Here is a 17,898-nt window from a genome sequence, read left to right on the forward strand (position 1 = left end):
TTTCCCGAATCAATCGCGGAATTTTATGTAGTGCACTGCTTGCCCTTGAAAGTCCTTCAGGTCGTTTGTTCTACTTTAAAACTTTACCCCAAAATATCCTCAAGCGCGGTTTTTAGATCGCTAAATTTAAAGCTAAAACCGCTTTCTATCAAAGCTCTTGGATAGACTTTCGCACCCTCAAGCAGTACACTTGACCCCTCGCCCAGCATCAAATTTAACGCAAATTTAGGCACTTTAAAAAAAGTCGGTCGCCCTAAAACCTCGCCTAAAATTTTAGTAAATTCGCCGTTTGTGCTAGGGTTTGGCGAAACGAGATTAAAAACGCCGCTTTGACGGTTTTGCAAGGTAAATTTAAATGCCTCTAGCAAATCAGCGATGTGAATCCAGCAAAATGCCTGCTCGCCGCTACCGATCTTGCCGCCAAGACCGAGCCTAAATGCGGGCAGCATCTTAGCTAGCGCACCGCCTCGACCTAGCACCACGCCTAGGCGAAATATCGCCGTTTGCGTCCGCGCCTTAGCAGCTTCGCTCTCCCACTCGCATGCTAGCTCGCCCAAAAATCCGCGGTCAAATTTGACCGAGCTCTCGTCCTGACCAAGGCCGTTTTCGTAGATACCCACAGCCGAAGCGCTGATGAAAAATGGCGGATTTTCTAGCTCGTTTATCGCGCCTACCAGCGTGCGCGTAGTCTCTATCCTGCTTGCGCGAAGACTCTTTTTATAGTCCTCGCTCCACCTTGCGGCGATAGAAGCGCCCGCTAAATTTATAACCGCGTCGCAGCCGCTGATGAGGTTTTTGAGTGTGTCTTTGTCGGCGTAGGCGGCCCTCGGTATAGCTACGACCTCATGACCTTCGGCTCTAAAAAAGCGGCAGAGCTCGCCGCCGATAAATCCGCTCGTGCCGTTTACGGCTATTTTCATATTTTGCCTTTTTGATAAATTTGCTTTGACGCGTGCGGTCAAATTTGATGCGGCACAGGGTTAAATTTGGCTCCAAATTTAACGCCCGAAGCCAAGCCGTTTCGCTCAAATTTGACGGCGAAACGAGGGCTTAAATTTGCCCGTCAAATTTACTTTCTAAAATACTCTTTCACGCTGTTTTCGCCATCTAGTTGCGAGCGTAAATTTTCTAACGCGGCGAATAAATTTTACTGACACCCTTCGCACTCGATAGAGCGATCTGCGACGTTGTTTAACTTCTCGCTATCGGGACTTTCGGAGCGTAGATAGTAGGTCGATTTTAGCCCGAGCTGCCACGCAAGCGTGTAAATTTCGCTCAGATAGCCGCCGCTAGCTTTGTCTAAGCTCATGAAAATATTTAAGCTCTGGCCTTGATCGATCCATTTTTGGCGGATGGCGCCCGCCTTTACGAGTAGGCGCTGATCGAGCTCGTATGCAGGTACGTACGCCTGCCACGTTTTCGGGCTTAAATTCGGCACGACGACCGGGATCATGCCGCTTAGGTTGTGCTCGAACCACTTTCGCTTATACACCGGCTCGATCGTCTGCGTGGTGCCTACGAGTATGCTGATACTCGATGTCGGCGCGATCGCCATCAGGTAGCCGTTTCGCATGCCGTCGCGCTTTACTTTCTCGCGCAGTCCGTCCCAGTCGCAGCTGCTCTGCTCAAAAAGCCCACCGCGCTTAACGAGCGCCTTAGCGTTTTCGTTCGCCAAATCGATCGGGAAAATTCCTTCGCTCCATTTTGAGCCCGCAAAATCAGGGTATTTGCCCTTTTCTACGGCTAAATTTGAGCTTGCTTTGATCGCGTTAAAACTCACGTTTTCCATTATCCTATCAATCAGCTCGAAGTGCTCGTAGCTACCCCACTTCACGCCGCGCTCGGCAAGCATCTGCGCCTCGCCCATTACGCCGAGCCCTATCGCGCGCGTTTTTAGATTGGTGTGCTTGACCTTGGCGTGCGGGTAAAAATTTAGATCGATGACGTTATCGAGCATCCGCACGGCGATCGGCATCACGCGAGCTATCTCCTCGCGGCTGTTGATTTTGCTTAAATTTACGCTTGCGAGGTTGCAAACCGCCGTCGCGCCCTCGCTGCAGCCCTTTTCTACGATAAAAATTTCTTTACCGCCCAGCGTATCTAGCGCGGTGATCTTTTTTGCCTTTTTTACGATGCCCGCGTCGGTTCTTACCTCTTCGTTTTCCTCAAACAGCCTCTCGCTGCCGTCAGCAAAAACGACTTTGATTTTGTAGTGGTTCGGCGCCGTGTTCTGAAAGATCTCGGTGCATAAATTTGAGCTCCTGATTAAGCCTTGATGCGCGTTTGGATTGATGCGGTTGGCGTTATCTTTGAAGCACAAAAAGGGCATGCCGGTCTCAAAATAGCTCGTTAAAATTTTCTTCCAAAGCTCCTTTGCCAGGATAGTGGATTTTGAAATTTTATCGTCGGCCTCGTATTGCTCGTAGCGCGCCTCAAATTCCGCGCCGTATAGATCACTCAGATCGCTTACCTCTGCAGGATCGAAGAGCGTCCATTTGTCGCCGCTTTGAAGTCTTTTCATAAACAGATCGTTTATCCACAACGCGGGGAAAATTTCATGCGCGCGGCGCCTCTCCTCGCCCGAGTTTTTGCGCAGATCTAAAAAGTCGCTCACGTCCATATGCCACGGCTCGATATACACGGCGATAGCGCCCTTGCGCGTGCCCAGCTGATCGACGGCAACGGCGATGTCGTTGGTGATCTTTAAAAACGGGATGATGCCGCCCGCGGCGTTTTTATGCCCGTCGATGCTGCCGCCCATCGCGCGCACCTTGCACCAGTCCCAGCCGATACCGCCGCCGAATTTGCTCAGTAGCGCCATCTCCTTGTAACTATCGAAAATTCCTTCGATATTATCGGGCGTGGAGCCCACGTAGCAGCTGCTTAGCTGATGGCGCGTCGTGCGGGCATTTGAGAGCGTCGGAGTGGCGAGCATGACTTCAAATTTAGATATAAGATCGTAAAATTTCTTCGCCCAGCTCTGGCAGTCAAGCTCGTTTTGCGCGAGGAACATCGCGATCGCCATAAACATCTGCTGCGGAAGCTCGATCGGCGCGCCGCTTTTATCCTTGATGAGGTAGCGATCGTAAAGCGTCTTGATGCCTAGGTAGTTAAACTGCAAATCGCGCTGCGGCTGCAGATAGGAATTTAGATCCTCTAAATCGTATTTTTCCTTAAGCCCGAGCATTATGCGACCCGCCGCCTCGCCGCGAGCGAAGTAATCTTTTAGGCTGTTGTAGCCGCTAAAGCCCGTTACTTTGTGATATAGATCGTATAAAAATAACCGCGCGGCGACGAAGGTCCAGTTCGGGCGGTCCACATCAATCTTCTCGACTGCGGTTTTGATGAGGGTTTGCTGGATCTCCTCCGTGGTGATCATATCTCGAAACTGGATCTTTGCGTCCACCTCAAGCTCGCTAAGGCTTACGTTTTCCAGCCCCTCCACTGCCTCGCTCGTGTATTTTTTGATCTTGCTTACGTCAAGTTCCTCGGTTCTGCCGTTGCGTTTGATTACTTTCATATCGTTCCTTGAAATTTAAAAATGCAAATTTAGCGTTAGTTTCCCAATATAAAATACGTCGTCAAAAGAGGCGGCGTAATAAATGCCGCTCATAATCCGCCGTCTTTTAAATTTACGCTAGCTGCGCTGCAAAAGCGCGCATTATAGCCAAAATTGCTTAAGCCTATCTGTCATTAAAGGATAAAATTTTTCGATTGTCGAATTAAGATTTAGCTGGGCGGGCGGAAACGATGCGGTAAAATTCGAGCGAAATTTTATGGTAGAGCCGCGAAATTCTGCAGGTAAAAATTTACGCAAAGCTTTGCGAAATTTTGCGCTGAAAAAGTAAGAAACAAAAAAAGCTTTGCGAACAGGTTTAAAATTTGCCCGCAAAGCTTAAAAATTTAATTGTGCGGTAGCGGGATAGGCTTTCCGTTTAAGATCATAGAGTTGCTTGCCTTATCGAAGCTAAACTCCATCTTAACTCCATCTCCATCAGGCTTAAGAAACTGCGAGCCGTAAACTTCCGCCATCGGCGCAAAATCGCGCAAGCTGTCATAAGGCGATAAGAAGTCCGTAATGGTCGTATTTATCGTAGCTTTGCCGTCCAAGCTCATACGCTTAAAAAGCTGCGTCTCGTCGATGTAGCCGCCTAATAGCGCGCTTGCGTTAAAAGCAAATTTCTTGCCGAGGCTATTTTCAAACGAAAAATCATTCACGTTGATTTTCATATCATCTTTTAGCAGCTTCATAAAAAGCTCTTTATTTTCCGCTAATTTTTCGCCTTCTTGCGGATTTGAGATAACAGACAGATATTTTTCGAAAAGTGCGGCGCTAAAGCTGGTATCGACACCTAAATGGATGTTTCGCACTAGCACATCGGCGATTTTTAGGCTTTGGGCTTTATCGCTTTCGTTGAAATTTAAAATTCCATCTTTTACGCGGTAGCTACCTTCTGTGCTCATATCCGTAACTACGACGAAACGCTGCTTATCTACAGTTACGACGAGCTCTTTTGTGCTGCCTGCAAAATCTATGTCATTCAAAAAGAGCTTAGTTATATTATCGTCTAGATCTTGGATACCGTTTTTAAAGTTTGCCTCATAGATAAGATCCTTTATATCAAGACCCGAATCCTTGCCGTCGTCTATAAAAATTTCACCGATTTTAAAGCCCAAGGCTTTTATCGTTTTGCCGCTCATATCGCTCGTGCCGTTTAGGCTAAGGCCTGCAAGACGTCCTATTCCGCCATCTTCGAGCACATTTATATCGGCTAGCTTTGCGCTAAATTTAACCTCAGTAGGCCCGTAGTTTAGATGCGTACTAAGCGGCGCGTCAGTCTTAAACAGCTTCTTGCAAGGCTCCGCGTAATATGGCGTCTTAATCGTTAAAATTCCGTCGCTCTCAAATCCATCCGCAGCGTTTTTTACGCTATGCTTAATAGTGTAGTCATAGCGAAAAGCAAAATCTTCCGGGAAAATTTTAGCAGGATCCGGCTCGTCCGTATCGTTGCTATCTTGCGCGCCTGCTTTTTCCTTTAGCTTGTTAAAGCCTTCAGCAAGGCTTTTTTGTAGTTTCTCTTTTTTTACTACGCCTTCGATAAAGCCGCTTGAGTTGCTATCTCCCGGATAAAATTTAGCGCTCTTAGTCTCGAAAATTTCGTTTCTAGCGATAAATTCCGCAATCTGCTGCTCAATCGCCGCGCTGGCACTCTTGCCGACCGCACCGTCAACCGTTTTGGTTATGCTATCGTTTACACTTTTAGCTACGCCCGTTTTAGCGTCCTTTGTCGCTACAAAAACGCCCGCTATAAGCGCTACGATGACCACTAAAGCCGCGATGATCTTTTTCATCATCTCTCCTTTAAATTTAAAATTTATTTGGGTCGTATTTTGCCGTAAATTTCTAAAATTTTCAAATTCTAGCTTAGTGTGCTTTAACCTAAAAGAAGTTATAATCGCGACATTAATATCAAAATTTAGGAAAACTTATGGCAAAACAAACGAAATATATTTTCGTCACCGGCGGAGTGCTGAGCTCGCTGGGTAAGGGCATTGCGGCGGCGTCGATCGCGACGCTTTTAAAGCACGCTGGGCTTAAAGTACGCATATTAAAGGCGGATCCTTATATCAACGTCGATCCCGGCACCATGAGCCCGCTGGAGCACGGAGAGGTTTTCGTCACCGACGACGGCGCGGAGACCGACCTGGATCTTGGGCATTATGAGCGGTTCTTGGATGAAAATTTAAGCCAAGACAACAACTTCACCACGGGCAAAGTTTACAGCTCCGTCATCGAAAAGGAGCGCAGGGGCGATTATCTGGGCAAGACGATCCAGGTGATCCCTCATATCGTAGGCGAGATCGTGCGCCGCATAAAAAAGGCGGGCGAGGGCAACGACGTGCTGATCGTCGAGATCGGCGGCACCGTAGGCGACATCGAGGGGCTACCGTTTTTAGAGGCGATCCGCGCGATGAGAGTGGAGCTTGGTAGGGTAAATACGATGAATATCCACCTCACGCTCGTGCCTTTTATAAAAGTCGCGGGCGAGCTTAAAACCAAGCCCACGCAGCATAGCGTAGGCGAGCTGCGCCGCATCGGTATCAGCCCCGATATGATAATCTGCCGCTCCGAAATGCCGCTAAATCGCGCGCTGAAAGATAAGATCGCGCTAAGCTGCGGCGTGGATAAAAACTGCGTCATCGAAAGCCCGGATAGCGCGAGCATCTATCAGATCCCGCTTGCGTTTTTGAAACAGGATATTTTAACGCCGATTGCGGAGACCCTAAGCTTAAACAAGCTCGAAGTCGATATGAGCAACTGGGACAGCCTAGTTAAGCGCGTCATCGTGCCTACGAACGAAACCACGATCGCCTTCGTCGGCAAATATATCGATCTGAAAGAAAGCTATAAATCCCTCACCGAGGGGATCATCCACGCGGGCGCTACGCTTGATACGCGGATAAGCTTAAAGTGGGTAGATAGCGAAAAAATTGAAGCAAGCAATGTGGATGAAATTTTCCGTGACGTAAACGGAATTTTAGTCGCAGGCGGCTTCGGCTCGCGCGGGATAGAGGGTAAAATTTTAGCCATAAACTACGCGCGAGTGCATAATGTGCCATTTTTAGGCATCTGCCTAGGGATGCAGCTTGCGATGGTGGAGTTTGCGCGCAATGTCTTAAAACTGAAAAACGCCAACTCCTCGGAATTTGACCCGCAGACTGAAGATCCGGTGATCTACCTCATAGACAGCTTCATCGACGCGAGCGGCAAAAAGCAGATCCGCACGCACAAATCCCCTATGGGCGGCACTATGCGGCTGGGCGGCTATGACTGCGACGTCAAAAAAGGCTCGCTTTTGGGTAAAATTTACGGCGAGCAAAAGACCATCCGCGAGCGCCACCGCCATCGCTACGAAGCCAATCCGAAGTACCGCGCCGAGTTTGAAAAGCACGGTCTTATCGTCTGCGGCGAGAGCGACGGGCTTATCGAAGCAGTCGAGCTAAAAAACCATCCGTTTTTTCTGGGCGTGCAGTTTCACCCGGAATTTACCAGCCGTCTAGTGCGCCCAAATCCTGCTATTTTGGGCTTTATCGAAGCATCTATAAAAAATGCTAGGTAAAAATGAGATAAGGGAAATTCTAAAATCGAGATTTGCAAACGATCGGCATACTAAAATTTCTGAAATTCCCTTACCCTGCGATCTGAAAGATACCTATAAGGCGGCTTTGCGCATAAAAACTGCCATCGAAGAAAACCAGCGCATAGCCGTAGTCGGCGATTACGACGTCGACGGTATCGTAAGCACCGTCATAATGAGCGATTTTTTCAATCAAATAGGCGCGGAGTACGTTATCAAGATACCAAACCGCTTCACCGACGGATACGGGCTAAACAGCGAGATCATAGGCGAGCTTGAGGATGTGGATCTCATCATCACAGTAGATAACGGCACCTCCGCGACGGAAGCTGCCGAAATTTGCGCTCAAAAGGGGATCGATCTCATCATCACCGATCATCACATGCCCCCACCCGTGCTGCCGAGAGCTTACGCGATAATCAATCCGAAGCAGCCTGACTGCACCTTCCCAAATATCGAAATTTGCGGCGCTCAGGTAGCGTGGTATCTCGTAGGCGCGCTAAAAGAAACCCTCGGCGTGAACTACGATATGGCAAGCTCGATGGATATCCTCATCATCGCCATAATCGCCGATATGATGGAGCTGCGCGATATGAATCGCGCGCTTTTGCGCTTCGGCATCAAGCGGCTAAATAGCTCGAACCGCGCTTGCTTCAAGGCGATTAAAGAGCATTATTTTAAAAAGCACTTCGAATTTGACGATATTAGCTACACGATCGCGCCGCTAATCAACTGCACGGGGCGGATGGACGATGCGACGATGTCGTATAATTTCCTATGCGCCAAAAATATCAGAGAGGCAAACCACTACCTAGAGACGATAAATTCCATCAACAACTCGCGCAAAGAGGAGGAGAAAAGCCTCTACGACGAGATCGTAAAAAGCGTCGATCCGAGCGACAACGTCATCGTCGTATGGGGTCCGCAGTGGCACGAAGGGATCATCGGCATCGTCGCAAGCCGCCTAAGCAAGACCTACAAAAAGCCCGCGATCGTCTTTAGCGTAAGCGACTCGCGCGCCAAAGGAAGCGCGCGCAGCATCGGTAAATTTGACATTTTAGAGCTAATCTCTTCGCAAAGCGAAATTTTAACGACCTTCGGCGGACACAAGGGCGCTGCGGGCGTGGGGATCGATCCTGCGCTACTTCAGGAGTTTAAGCGGCGCGTAAATGAGCGCATTACGCCCAAGGATCTGAGCGATTTTAGCGCGCAAGATGATCTGCTGGGCGAGCTGGACGCGTCGCAGATAGATTTCGAGCTACTTGAAATTTTGGAATTTTACGAGCCGTACGGGCAGAAAAATCCGCGCCCGCTCTTTTGTATCAAAGGCGCGCGCGCCCGCAATATCAGGGAGATCGGCAAGGAGGGCAAGCATATCAAAATGGCGCTTGACAAAAACGGCGGCAGCGTCGAGGCGCTGTTTTTTAACTACGACTTTTTGCCGCGCGCGGGCGAGCGGGTCGACGTGATCTTTACGATTAGCAAAAACAACTTCCGCGGCACAATCACGCCCGAGCTAATCATCAAGGAGCTAACCCCGAGCGAGAGTTAAATTTTAAAATTTAAGCGGGCTTGGCGTGCATTTCGCGCAGGACACGGCCTTTAAATTTAACTCTCGATCTATGAGCTAGGCCGCGCATTGCGCACTCGGCGGGTTCGCCCTACTACAGCGCCCGTCTACTCTACTCGCCCGATATGTATTGCACGCTCGGCGCGACTTTGAAATTTAATGCGCGAGCTATGGATTTGACTTGCGATGCGAGCTCAAGCGTGCGATTTCGGGCTCGGTACGGCGCGCAAACGCGATGTGTTATTTTCAGCTCCCGCACGGTTTGCAAAACAGACGAAATTTTTGTGCGCGGTAAAAGTAAAATTTAAACGTTTCTAAATTTTAAAATTTTGCGAGGGCGAGTGAAAATGGTCTGAAACAGACAGAAGAAGCCCTGCGAATGGAATTTCGGATAAAATTTTATAAAGCGGCGGGCGGGCTAAATTTAAAATTTGACCCGCCCTAAACTCAGAGGCTAAAAAACCACTACTAAAAACCACTTAAACGGCGCGGGTGCCGAGATCGCGTGCGGCAAGCCCGCAGGCATTACGATGCTTTGCCCCGCTTTTACGCGGTGTTTCTGCCCGTCGATCGTGAAATCGCCCTCACCCTCAAGCACGTAAACGAACGCGTCGCCATCGGATTTATGCGAGCTGATCTCCTCGCCGCCGTCGAAGGCGAAAAGCGTCATATTCAGCGCAGGATTTTGCGCGAGGGTGCGCGAAATCACCTTATGAGGGGCCACTTCGACTAGCGAAGCAAGCTCTACGGCCTTAGCGGCGTCGATATTTTTGATGTGTTGCATAAGCTCTCCTTGAAATGAAATTTGATCGATTTTAGCTAAAATTTGGCAAGCCTGCTTTGATGATCATCAATCCGGATCCGCGCTGAAAGGATTTTTCAGAAAGATCGGAACGAAATTTATCAGATATAGCGCGACCGCGGCGATGAAAAGCGCCGAGGGGATCATCACGTACAAAACAAAGCTCTCGCCCGCAAAAACGGCTCTTAAACCTCCCGCGAGTAGAGCCAAAACGAGCGCCGCGCGGCTTAGACGCGGGAAGTTTAGCGGCGAAATTCCGCTGTGGCGCTGACCGGCGATCATCCCTACGAAAAGTATCGCTCCATACATATAGCAGATCGCGATGACGTGCAGCGGCGCGGCAGCGTACCCTTCGCGGATCAGCTCCCAGCCCAGCCACAGGTATCCCGCCGCGCACGCAGCCTGCAACCCGTAGTAAAACGCCATATAGTGGCGGCTTAAAATTTCGGCGTAGTGCAGCTCGCGAAGCTTCGCCAAAAACAAAAACCCGATGCCAAGCGCGATAAATCCGCATGCCGCCTCGCTTAAAAATGGGCTCGCGAGCGCCAAAGCGAAAGCAAGAAAAGCGGCTAAATTTTTGTAGATAAAATTTGGAATAAAAACGGCGTCCTTCAGCCCCGCCTCTCTTAGCGCTTCGTTGCCGATGACGACGCTTATGCGGTAGCTTACGACGGCGATCGCCGCGACATTGATATGCACGAAGCTAAGCAAAAACTTCTCATCCCCGCTCGCGCCGTAGGCCACAGAGCAGACGCAAAACGCCGCTAAGACCGCCAGGATGCTAAAATTATTCGAGTTTTTATCCAGCCACAAAAGCCATGCCGCAAAGATGAAAAATATCGCCCAAAACAGTCCCGTAATCGCAGCCGCAAGCCGTAAATTTAAAAAGCTCACGATAAAAGCTGCGATCAGGCAGGCGGCAAAGGCGAGCGAAACGGGCTTTAGCGAGCCCTCGAAGTTCGTCCAATCGGGCAGCGCGGTAAGCAAAAACGCCGCGTAGATGCACGAAGGCGCCAAAAACAGAAAGTAAAACTTATGAGCGTCGACATAATCGATCGCCAGCGCATCGGGTGCTAAAAAGCTAAGCGCGCCCAGCGCCGCAAAAAAGCAGGCGCAAAGAACGAAGGCGCGCATCGGATGGGAGAAAAAATTCCTCGCGCGCTCATCTTTAAATTTAGGCGCGTAAAAGCCCGGCTCTTGCTTCTGCGCCGGGCACGGCTCGGAATTTTTGAGCTCCTGCGGCGAAACGGGCTCAGTTTGGTTTTGCGTGGAATTAACTTTGGAATCCTGATCGGAATTTTTAGAGCACTGCGAGAAGGTTTGAACAGAACTCGGCTCGGCATGGCTTTGCGCGCGCGCGGATTTAAAATTTTGACTTTGATCGGAATTTTTGATGCCTTGCAAGAAGCTTAGCGGGAAATTCCGTTCGGAATTTTTACCATCCCGCGAGAAGTCCTGAGCGGAATTTTGATTTTTAAATCCTCGCGCAGGCTCCGCCTCCAAATTTCGATCGGATTTTTTGACACTCTGCGAAAGATTCTGCTCGGAGTCCCCAACTCTCTGTAAGAGATTTAGCTCGAAATTTTGCTTGAAATTCTTAGTACTCTGCGGGAATTTCGGCTCAAGATTTCGGTCGTAATTTTTGACGCTCTGCGAGAAACTTGGCTCAAAATTTCGGCCCGAATTCCCGAAGCCTTGCATAGACCCGGCTTCCCTGCCGCGAGCGGAATTTTTAAAGTTTCGGGTAAAATTTAGAGCGGAAATTTTACAATTTTGCGCGAGCTCGGCTTCCAAGCTCCAAGTAAAATCTTTAAAATTTTCTGCGAAATCAGGGGCGAAACGTTTGAAATTTTGCGCAAATTCGCAATTTCTGTATCCGAGGTCGGGTCCGCACGGCGCACCGACCGCGCCCTCAGAGAGAAATCCGTGCGTCGCGAGAATTTTACTTTCAGAGCCTAGTCTACGCAGCACCCGGGTCTCGCGCCCAAAACCAGTCAAATTGCGCGGCTCGGCGCTCTTATCGGAATCTTTATCGGCGCGGATTTGCTTTTTTAAATTTACAAATTGCGAGGCGGCGAGGTTAAATTTCTTCAAATTTACAGAGCCAAAATTCTTAAAATCGCGCGCGACATGTAAACTCAAAAAATTCCGCACCGCACAAAACGTGTCTAGAGCTGGATTTTGCTCGCTACCTAGCCCACTTGCATCGCAAAACAGCGAGTGGCAGGCACCCAAAATAGTTTTTTGAGTGCTACACTTCGCGATAAATCCGCATGTATCAAAACCGCAACGTAGAAAGGCGTCTCGGTTCGCGCCAAATTTGCAGTACAAATAAACGCCCTGCTTCGTGCCAACGCGCCGTAAGCAAACGCCTGCATTGAAGTTGCGCTGCGAGCAGACGCTCATACTAGATTGCAAACGATCGCTCGCGCTATGGCTGCGTCGCAAGCTGACACTCCCACTAGAGTCGCGGCGTGAGTGGACATCTCGGTTCGCGTCAACGCGCCGTAAGCAAGCACTCGCGTTAGAGCCGCAGTATGTATCACCGCTAAATTTCGACGAATTTTGCGCTGTAAAATCGCAGTGCGCTGCGCCGCTCAAGAGCACGCTCACGCTATAATCGCAGTTCACACGGCTGCGCAGTTCGTATTTCGGTGTGATAAAACCGCGGTGCCCTGTATCCTGTGAGAGGCTGTACTCGCCCGCTCCGACATCGATACATCCAGAACTCCGCAAAAGCTCGTGCCTGCGTGCATCCAGATCGTAGCGCCAGGTGCCCCGAAAAAGCCCATCTATGCGAGCGCTGAGATCGTCGCAACTAGCGCCCAGCAAATTCCCGTGTTCGTACGCGCTCAGAGCACGCTGTGCGCCAAAGCCTCGCTTGTCCGCGCCTAGGCCGCAACGTAAGTTTAAAGTTCGTGCGGAGCCTCCCTGTTTGCGCGCATTAAAGATAAAATTTCTATTCATAATAGCTTACTCCCCCGAACTGCTCGCTTACCACGCGCTCTTCGTACCGCTCGTCGCGCGCGTTTAGCGGCTCGTCCAGGCTCACGACGCGCCTAAGCCCCATCCCTTTGGGCTCAAGCTCGATGATCTCGTGGCTTAGGCGTGCGGCTTCGAAGCGGTCGTGGGTCACCAAAAGGCAGGCAAGTCCCTCATGCTCGATCTTTGAGACCAAAATTTCGATCAGTACGCCGCGCAGATCGCGATCTAGACCTACAAACGGCTCATCAAGCAGCGCCAGATCGCAGCCGCTAAGGATCGTGCGTAAAAAAGCCGTGCGCTTTTGCATACCGCCGCTTAGCTCGCGCGGGAATTTATTCAGATCGCTCGGGCTTAGCCCTATCTGTACGGCGAGGGCGTAAATTTCGCTCACGCCGGCGGGGCTAAAAATTTCGATATTTTTAAGCGCCGTGAGGTTCGGTAGCAGGCGGTTTTCTTGAAACAAAAAGCTGATTTTCTTAAAGCCGTTTTCGATCTGCCCGCTTTTTTTATCCTCTAGCCCGCAGACCAGCCGCAAAAGCGAGGTCTTGCCGCAGCCGCTGGGGCCAAAAAGCGTCTTTACTTCGCCCGTGCGCAGCTGCAGTGAAAAATCTGAAATTATAACGTCGCGCAGAATTTCGTAGCGCAGATTTGAAATTTTTAGCATCATCTGCTCCACGGCATCAGTAAAATTTGAAGCGGCTTGGTCACGAGATAATCGAAAAGCGCCGTAAAGGCTATGACTAGGCACACATATGCCATAACCTCGACCGTATCGATATTGACGCGTGCTTCGGCGATCTTTGCGCCGATGCCGTCGTTCGCGCCCAAAAGCTCCGCCATCACAAGCACCTTCGCGCCGTTGCTGACCGCGACGTAGATCGCGGGAAGCAGCCGCTCGATTAGATGCGGCGCGTAGAGGTAGCGCAGTTTTTTTAAAATTGAGCTTTTGTAGCTGTCGAAAAGCTCGGTGTATTCGGCGCTCACGCTAGCCATCGCCTGCGCCGCGGACGCAAAAGTCATCGGCGCGACGACGATAACGACGGTAAAAAGCACGCTTGTATCGCCGAAATGAAACCAAAATATCGCAAGCACGATCCAAACGATGGGCGGCGTCGAGAGAAGCACGGTAATTAGCGGGTTTAAAAAGGCTCGCAGGCTTTTAAAATACCCTGCTGCAAGCCCGCTGCAAATCCCCGCAAAAAGCGCGAGGAAGGTGCCTGCAAGCGCACGTTTAAGCGACAAGGCCAGATCGTTTGCGGCGAAATTTTTTAAAATTTCGCACGCCTTAGAAAAAACAGCCGCGGGTTCCGGAAGGATGAGCGGCCCGTAAGCCTCACTCGCCACCTGCCAGACGGCTATGAAAAAGCACACCGCCCCTAGGCTCGCAAAGCCGCCCCACAGATAGTCTATGACGTAAAATACGGGGTTTTGAGCTTTGCGAATTTTATCGATTTTTAGCATAGGAAAAACTCGTCCTTAGGCATCGCACCGCCGAGGAGCTTAGGGTTAAATTCCATTAAAATTTCATAAAATTTCAAAAGCTCGTCCTTGATCTCGCTAGGTTTTTTGACGCACAAATTCGATGTATCGATGCTCATAAATATCGCAGGCGGCGGCGCGGGAAAGAAATTCGTCCCGATCGCCGCGGCGCTTTGTTTGTTCGCTTTGATCCATGCAAGCGCGTCTGTCAAATCGACATTTAAAATTTCAAAATCTGCCTTTTTCGCGGCGTAAAAATCGGTATCTGCGATGATGCCCGCTTGCGGGATGATGGGCTTTACCGAAAACGCTTGCGCCCACATATCGCTTAAATTTGCTCCTCGCTGCACGGCGATGCCCGATACTTTGCCCTTTAAGATCATGGCGCTTGCTAGCGGCTCGACCGTGATCGCGACGTCGTAGTCTTTGGCCAAAAACAGCTGCGCGCTCTCTGCGGGGCTGGCGGTGTAGTCGATGTTTAGCCCGCTAATGCCCTGCTTTTTCGCTATGGCTCGCACGATGATGTCTAGCATATCGTTTTTAAAAGGCATGACGATCTTTTTGCCCTTAAGCTGCGCAAATTCCGTTATCTTCTCGCCCTTGCTCATCACGAAATTTAGCCCCTCGGTGAGGATATTTACCATGCCGATCTTGCGCCCCTGATTTGCGAGGTTCATCCCCACGTTGCTCGGGCTCATCATGACCTTGTACTCGCCGCTTGCCACGCCCGCGCGAAGCTGATCGGGATCGCGCCAAAGCTCCAGCTTCGCGTCGTATTTTTTGCCGATCTGCCCCTGCATGCACGCAACGCCGATGATGAGGCTAGGCATCGCGGGCGCGCCGTAGATAGTAAAAGCTTCCTTCGCAAAAAGAGGGCTAGCAAGCCCGCTAGCCGCCAACGCAGACGTTAGTTTTAAGAAATTTCTTCTTTGCATATTCTCCTCTTTTCATTCCTGCCAAACGGCAAGATTTTGATAACCGATGTGCAATTATATCAAAAACAGGAGTGATTCGGTTTGATTAAGCTCAATAGTCCGGCTTTAAATTTTAATGCGCTAAAATTTTAAACGTCCGCAGCGGTAAAATTTTATGCTAAAATGGAGAAAATTTCAATCCAAGGACATAAAATGAGAAGCGACATCATCAAAAAGGGCTATACGCGTGCGCCGCACAGAAGCTTGCTAAGAGCGACAGGGCTAAAGGACGAGGACTTTGAAAAGCCCTTCATCGGCGTGGCAAACAGCTTCATCGAGATCATCCCGGGGCACTTTTTCCTCAACAAATATTCCGAAATTTTAAAAGACGAGATCCGCAAAAACGGCTGCGTACCATTTGAGTTTAACTGTATCGGCGTGGACGACGGCATCGCGATGGGGCACAGCGGGATGCTTTATAGCCTGCCTAGCCGCGAGCTGATCGCAAACTCCATAGAAACGGTGATGAACGCGCACGCGCTAGACGCTCTCGTGTGTATGCCAAACTGCGATAAAATCGTGCCCGGCATGGTGATGGGCGCGCTTCGCGTGAACATGCCGACGGTTTTTGTTAGCGGCGGCCCGATGAAAAAGGGCTACACCAAAAAAGGCGAGCCGATCGACTTATCCACGGCGTTTGAGGCGGTGGGTAAATTTGAAACCAAAGAGATCAGCGCCGAGGAACTAAAAGATATCGAGTGCAATGCCTGTCCAAGCGGCGGCAGCTGCTCGGGGATGTTTACGGCAAACTCGATGAATACGCTGTGCGAAGCGATGGGTATCGCGCTAAAAGGCAACGGCACCGTGCCGGCTCTTACGCCAGAGCGCGAGGAGCTTATCAGGCAGGCGGGACGCTGTATCTGCGAGATAGTGCTCGATGAAAAATACAAAATCCGAAATATCGTGAACGAAAAATCGATCCAAAACGCCCTCGTAGTCGATATGGCAATGGGCGGCAGCAGCAACACCGTGCTGCATATCCTGGCTATCGCGCGCGAAGCGGGAGTAAATTTGCAGATCGCAAGCCTAAACGACATCAGCCGCAAGATCGCCCACATTGCCAAAATCAGCCCTAGCCTGCCAAATATCCACATGGAGGATATCGACCGCGCGGGCGGGCTAAGCGCCGTGATAAACGAAATTTCGCGCCGCGATAACGGGCTGCTAGACCTTGGTGCGCCGACGGTCACGGGCGAGAGCCTGGGCGAGCGCGTGGGCGCTAGCACCATAAAAGACGAAGAGGTCATCCATAAGGTCGAAAACGCCTACTCGCAAGTCGGCGGACTGGCGATTTTGTTTGGAAATTTAGCCGAGCAGGGCTGCGTCATCAAGACCGCGGGCATCATCGGCGAACGTAAATTTAGCGGCAAGGCGGTCTGCTTTAACAGCCAAGACGAGGCGATAGAGGGGATCTCAAACGGCAAGGTAAACAAGGGCGACGTAGTCGTTATCCGCTACGAAGGGCCGCGCGGAGGTCCCGGCATGCAGGAGATGCTAAGCCCAACGAGCCTAATCATGGGGCGAGGGCTGGGCGCGGACGTGGCGCTGATCACGGACGGCAGATTTAGCGGCGCGACGAGAGGGTTAAGCGTCGGGCACGTGAGCCCGGAGGCTGCTGAGGGCGGCATGATCGGACTGCTGCGAGACGGCGATATAATCGACATCGACGTGGATACGTACGCGATCAATGTGCGCCTAAGCGAGGAGGAGATCGCCGAGCGCAGGGCTAAATTTAAGCCTATCGAAAAACCGCTGCCGTATCGCTGGCTGCGAATGTATCGCAAGCTGGTAACAAACGCTAGCAACGGAGCGATTTTGGAGGCGTAATGCGCCTTAAATTTTTAAAACATGCCGCCGTAAATTTGAGCGAAGTTCCGGCGGTTTTTTGCTAAATTCTCGCGCGATTTTTATCGTTAAAAGCCTCAAATTTACTTCGGCTAGGTGCATCTAATACTTAGCGCCGTGATATTAGAATAGTGAGGTGCTTTGCGGTTGTTTGCAGACGACAAGCTCAATCCAGTATGACGCGAGAAATAGAGTCATTAAGGCGCTTAAAACCTAGTAGATCGATATTTATCATCAAAAAACTTATGTTTTTAAAATTTGGCGCTTCACATGCGGGCTTCACTGTGATGGGTTAATAAACTCGCCATTTGCAAAGCAAAATCCGCCTAGTTTTTAGCCACGCTACGCTTTTGCTTATTTTTACACTTAAATTTTTACGATTCGCGTAGAGTTTGTTAGTGTTTTGTTTCGTCATGCTTTCGTTGCGCTTAAAATTTGCTCGACTACAGTATGCGCATGGCGGTGAGGAAGCAAAAAGTTGCGTTTATAATAAATGCGGCGTGCTTATGGGTATAGCTAGTATTAGATACAGTTTATATTTTAGCTTCTCTCTTCTGGTAGCGGTCGGCAGCGTCCGATCTTCTTAAAATAGCTCCAAAATACAATTTGTAGATAGACTATTAAAAGCAATACGATATTAAAAAATACGAACGAGACACGTCATATCAATTTTTATTTTTACAGTAACTCTTATTGTAAAAACCGCCGCGCAAGCCTTACCTATAGCTCATACAGTATAGTGCTATATTTTATAGCCTGCCGTCCACCACATCACTTTCTTCTACTACTCTACTGTCAGCATTTTACTCTTTATGCAGATGACTATCGACATACTGCGTGTCTTATATAGTTCGTGCATGAGAAAAACTTATTGAGCTTTAATTGTGTTTTTAGGGTATAATGTATGGTTACTTGAAAAATAATTCAGTTATTTATTTTGTATATAAAAGAATAACATATTTTTTCCAACCCTCTCTTTATTTTGTTTATATTTCTAATACTGTATTCATAATTTGACTCTCTTTGATAGCAGTCTTTTTTTATCTCGTTAAGATACTTTTCATACAGTATATTATAATCTTCAGAATAATATCTCCCATTATC

The 17,898-nt window shown here is 49.6% G+C and carries 11 protein-coding genes; 3 read left to right on the forward strand and 8 right to left on the reverse strand.

What is annotated here, in order from left to right; all coding sequences use genetic code 11:
- Nucleotides 1-83: 83 nt before the first annotated feature.
- From Q0537_RS03795 to Q0537_RS03805, 3 genes are all read right to left on the reverse strand, one after another.
- A complete protein-coding gene (locus Q0537_RS03795) occupies nucleotides 84-920 on the reverse strand; it encodes a TIGR01777 family oxidoreductase (RefSeq protein WP_299225222.1) in 837 nt (278 codons plus the stop codon).
- A gap of 227 nt (nucleotides 921-1,147) precedes the next feature.
- Nucleotides 1,148-3,520 carry a ribonucleoside-diphosphate reductase subunit alpha gene (locus Q0537_RS03800; protein WP_299225224.1) on the reverse strand — a complete coding sequence of 791 codons (2,373 nt, stop codon included), beginning with the start codon at nucleotides 3,518-3,520 and terminating at the stop codon, nucleotides 1,148-1,150.
- A gap of 383 nt (nucleotides 3,521-3,903) precedes the next feature.
- Nucleotides 3,904-5,352, reverse strand: coding sequence for a DUF945 family protein (locus tag Q0537_RS03805; protein WP_299225226.1), 1,449 nt, complete (start codon nucleotides 5,350-5,352; stop codon nucleotides 3,904-3,906).
- 137 nt (nucleotides 5,353-5,489) lie between these two features.
- Here Q0537_RS03805 and Q0537_RS03810 point away from each other — a divergent pair, with 137 nt between their 5' ends.
- Both Q0537_RS03810 and recJ read left to right on the forward strand, forming a co-directional pair.
- Entirely contained in the window at nucleotides 5,490-7,121 is a 1,632-nt protein-coding gene (locus tag Q0537_RS03810) for a CTP synthase (RefSeq protein WP_299225228.1), read from the forward strand.
- Nucleotides 7,111-8,691 carry a single-stranded-DNA-specific exonuclease RecJ gene (recJ, locus tag Q0537_RS03815; protein WP_299225230.1) on the forward strand — a complete coding sequence of 527 codons (1,581 nt, stop codon included), beginning with the start codon at nucleotides 7,111-7,113 and terminating at the stop codon, nucleotides 8,689-8,691. The genes Q0537_RS03810 and recJ overlap by 11 nt, the downstream gene beginning before the upstream one ends.
- A gap of 472 nt (nucleotides 8,692-9,163) precedes the next feature.
- Here recJ and Q0537_RS03820 read toward each other — a convergent pair whose 3' ends face one another.
- The 5 genes from Q0537_RS03820 to Q0537_RS03840 all read right to left on the reverse strand — a co-directional run bounded on the left by Q0537_RS03820 (nucleotide 9,164) and on the right by Q0537_RS03840 (nucleotide 14,910).
- Nucleotides 9,164-9,493: a cupin domain-containing protein gene (locus tag Q0537_RS03820; protein ID WP_040304307.1), complete on the reverse strand. Its 330-nt coding sequence runs from the start codon at nucleotides 9,491-9,493 to the stop codon at nucleotides 9,164-9,166.
- A 66-nt stretch (nucleotides 9,494-9,559) separates the two neighbouring features.
- Nucleotides 9,560-12,478, reverse strand: a complete 2,919-nt coding sequence (locus Q0537_RS03825; RefSeq protein ID WP_299225233.1) for an NnrS family protein — start codon at nucleotides 12,476-12,478, stop codon at nucleotides 9,560-9,562.
- On the reverse strand, nucleotides 12,471-13,160 hold the full coding sequence (locus Q0537_RS03830) for an ATP-binding cassette domain-containing protein (protein WP_299225235.1): 690 nt from the start codon (nucleotides 13,158-13,160) through the stop codon (nucleotides 12,471-12,473). The genes Q0537_RS03825 and Q0537_RS03830 overlap by 8 nt, the downstream gene beginning before the upstream one ends.
- The gene (locus tag Q0537_RS03835) at nucleotides 13,160-13,957 is read right to left on the reverse strand and encodes an ABC transporter permease subunit (protein WP_299225237.1); all 798 of its coding nucleotides are present in this window, start codon (nucleotides 13,955-13,957) and stop codon (nucleotides 13,160-13,162) included. Before Q0537_RS03835 ends, Q0537_RS03830 begins: the two co-directional genes overlap by 1 nt.
- Nucleotides 13,951-14,910: an ABC transporter substrate-binding protein gene (locus Q0537_RS03840; protein ID WP_299225239.1), complete on the reverse strand. Its 960-nt coding sequence runs from the start codon at nucleotides 14,908-14,910 to the stop codon at nucleotides 13,951-13,953. The genes Q0537_RS03835 and Q0537_RS03840 overlap by 7 nt, the downstream gene beginning before the upstream one ends.
- Nucleotides 14,911-15,102: 192 nt before the next feature.
- On the opposite strand from Q0537_RS03840, the gene ilvD reads away from it, so the two are divergent.
- Nucleotides 15,103-16,776 (forward strand): dihydroxy-acid dehydratase, encoded by a 1,674-nt coding sequence (gene ilvD, locus Q0537_RS03845; RefSeq protein WP_299225241.1) that lies wholly within the window; start codon nucleotides 15,103-15,105, stop codon nucleotides 16,774-16,776.
- Nucleotides 16,777-17,898: the final 1,122 nt, after the last annotated feature.

Origin of the sequence: uncultured Campylobacter sp. (assembly GCF_938017775.1) — a bacterium.
Lineage (GTDB): Bacteria > Campylobacterota > Campylobacteria > Campylobacterales > Campylobacteraceae > Campylobacter_B.

Bases quoted from the DNA above. Each gene is read 5' to 3' on its own strand.
- Q0537_RS03795 (WP_299225222.1), bottom strand. From the start codon at position 920: ATGAAAATAGCCGTAAACGGCACGAGCGGATTTATCGGCGGCGAGCTC.
- Q0537_RS03800 (WP_299225224.1), bottom strand. From the start codon at position 3,520: ATGAAAGTAATCAAACGCAACGGCAGAACCGAGGAACTTGACGTAAGC.
- Q0537_RS03805 (WP_299225226.1), bottom strand. From the start codon at position 5,352: ATGAAAAAGATCATCGCGGCTTTAGTGGTCATCGTAGCGCTTATAGCG.
- Q0537_RS03810 (WP_299225228.1), top strand. From the start codon at position 5,490: ATGGCAAAACAAACGAAATATATTTTCGTCACCGGCGGAGTGCTGAGC.
- recJ (WP_299225230.1), top strand. From the start codon at position 7,111: ATGCTAGGTAAAAATGAGATAAGGGAAATTCTAAAATCGAGATTTGCA.
- Q0537_RS03820 (WP_040304307.1), bottom strand. From the start codon at position 9,493: ATGCAACACATCAAAAATATCGACGCCGCTAAGGCCGTAGAGCTTGCT.
- Q0537_RS03825 (WP_299225233.1), bottom strand. From the start codon at position 12,478: ATGAATAGAAATTTTATCTTTAATGCGCGCAAACAGGGAGGCTCCGCA.
- Q0537_RS03830 (WP_299225235.1), bottom strand. From the start codon at position 13,160: ATGCTAAAAATTTCAAATCTGCGCTACGAAATTCTGCGCGACGTTATA.
- Q0537_RS03835 (WP_299225237.1), bottom strand. From the start codon at position 13,957: ATGCTAAAAATCGATAAAATTCGCAAAGCTCAAAACCCCGTATTTTAC.
- Q0537_RS03840 (WP_299225239.1), bottom strand. From the start codon at position 14,910: ATGCAAAGAAGAAATTTCTTAAAACTAACGTCTGCGTTGGCGGCTAGC.
- ilvD (WP_299225241.1), top strand. From the start codon at position 15,103: ATGAGAAGCGACATCATCAAAAAGGGCTATACGCGTGCGCCGCACAGA.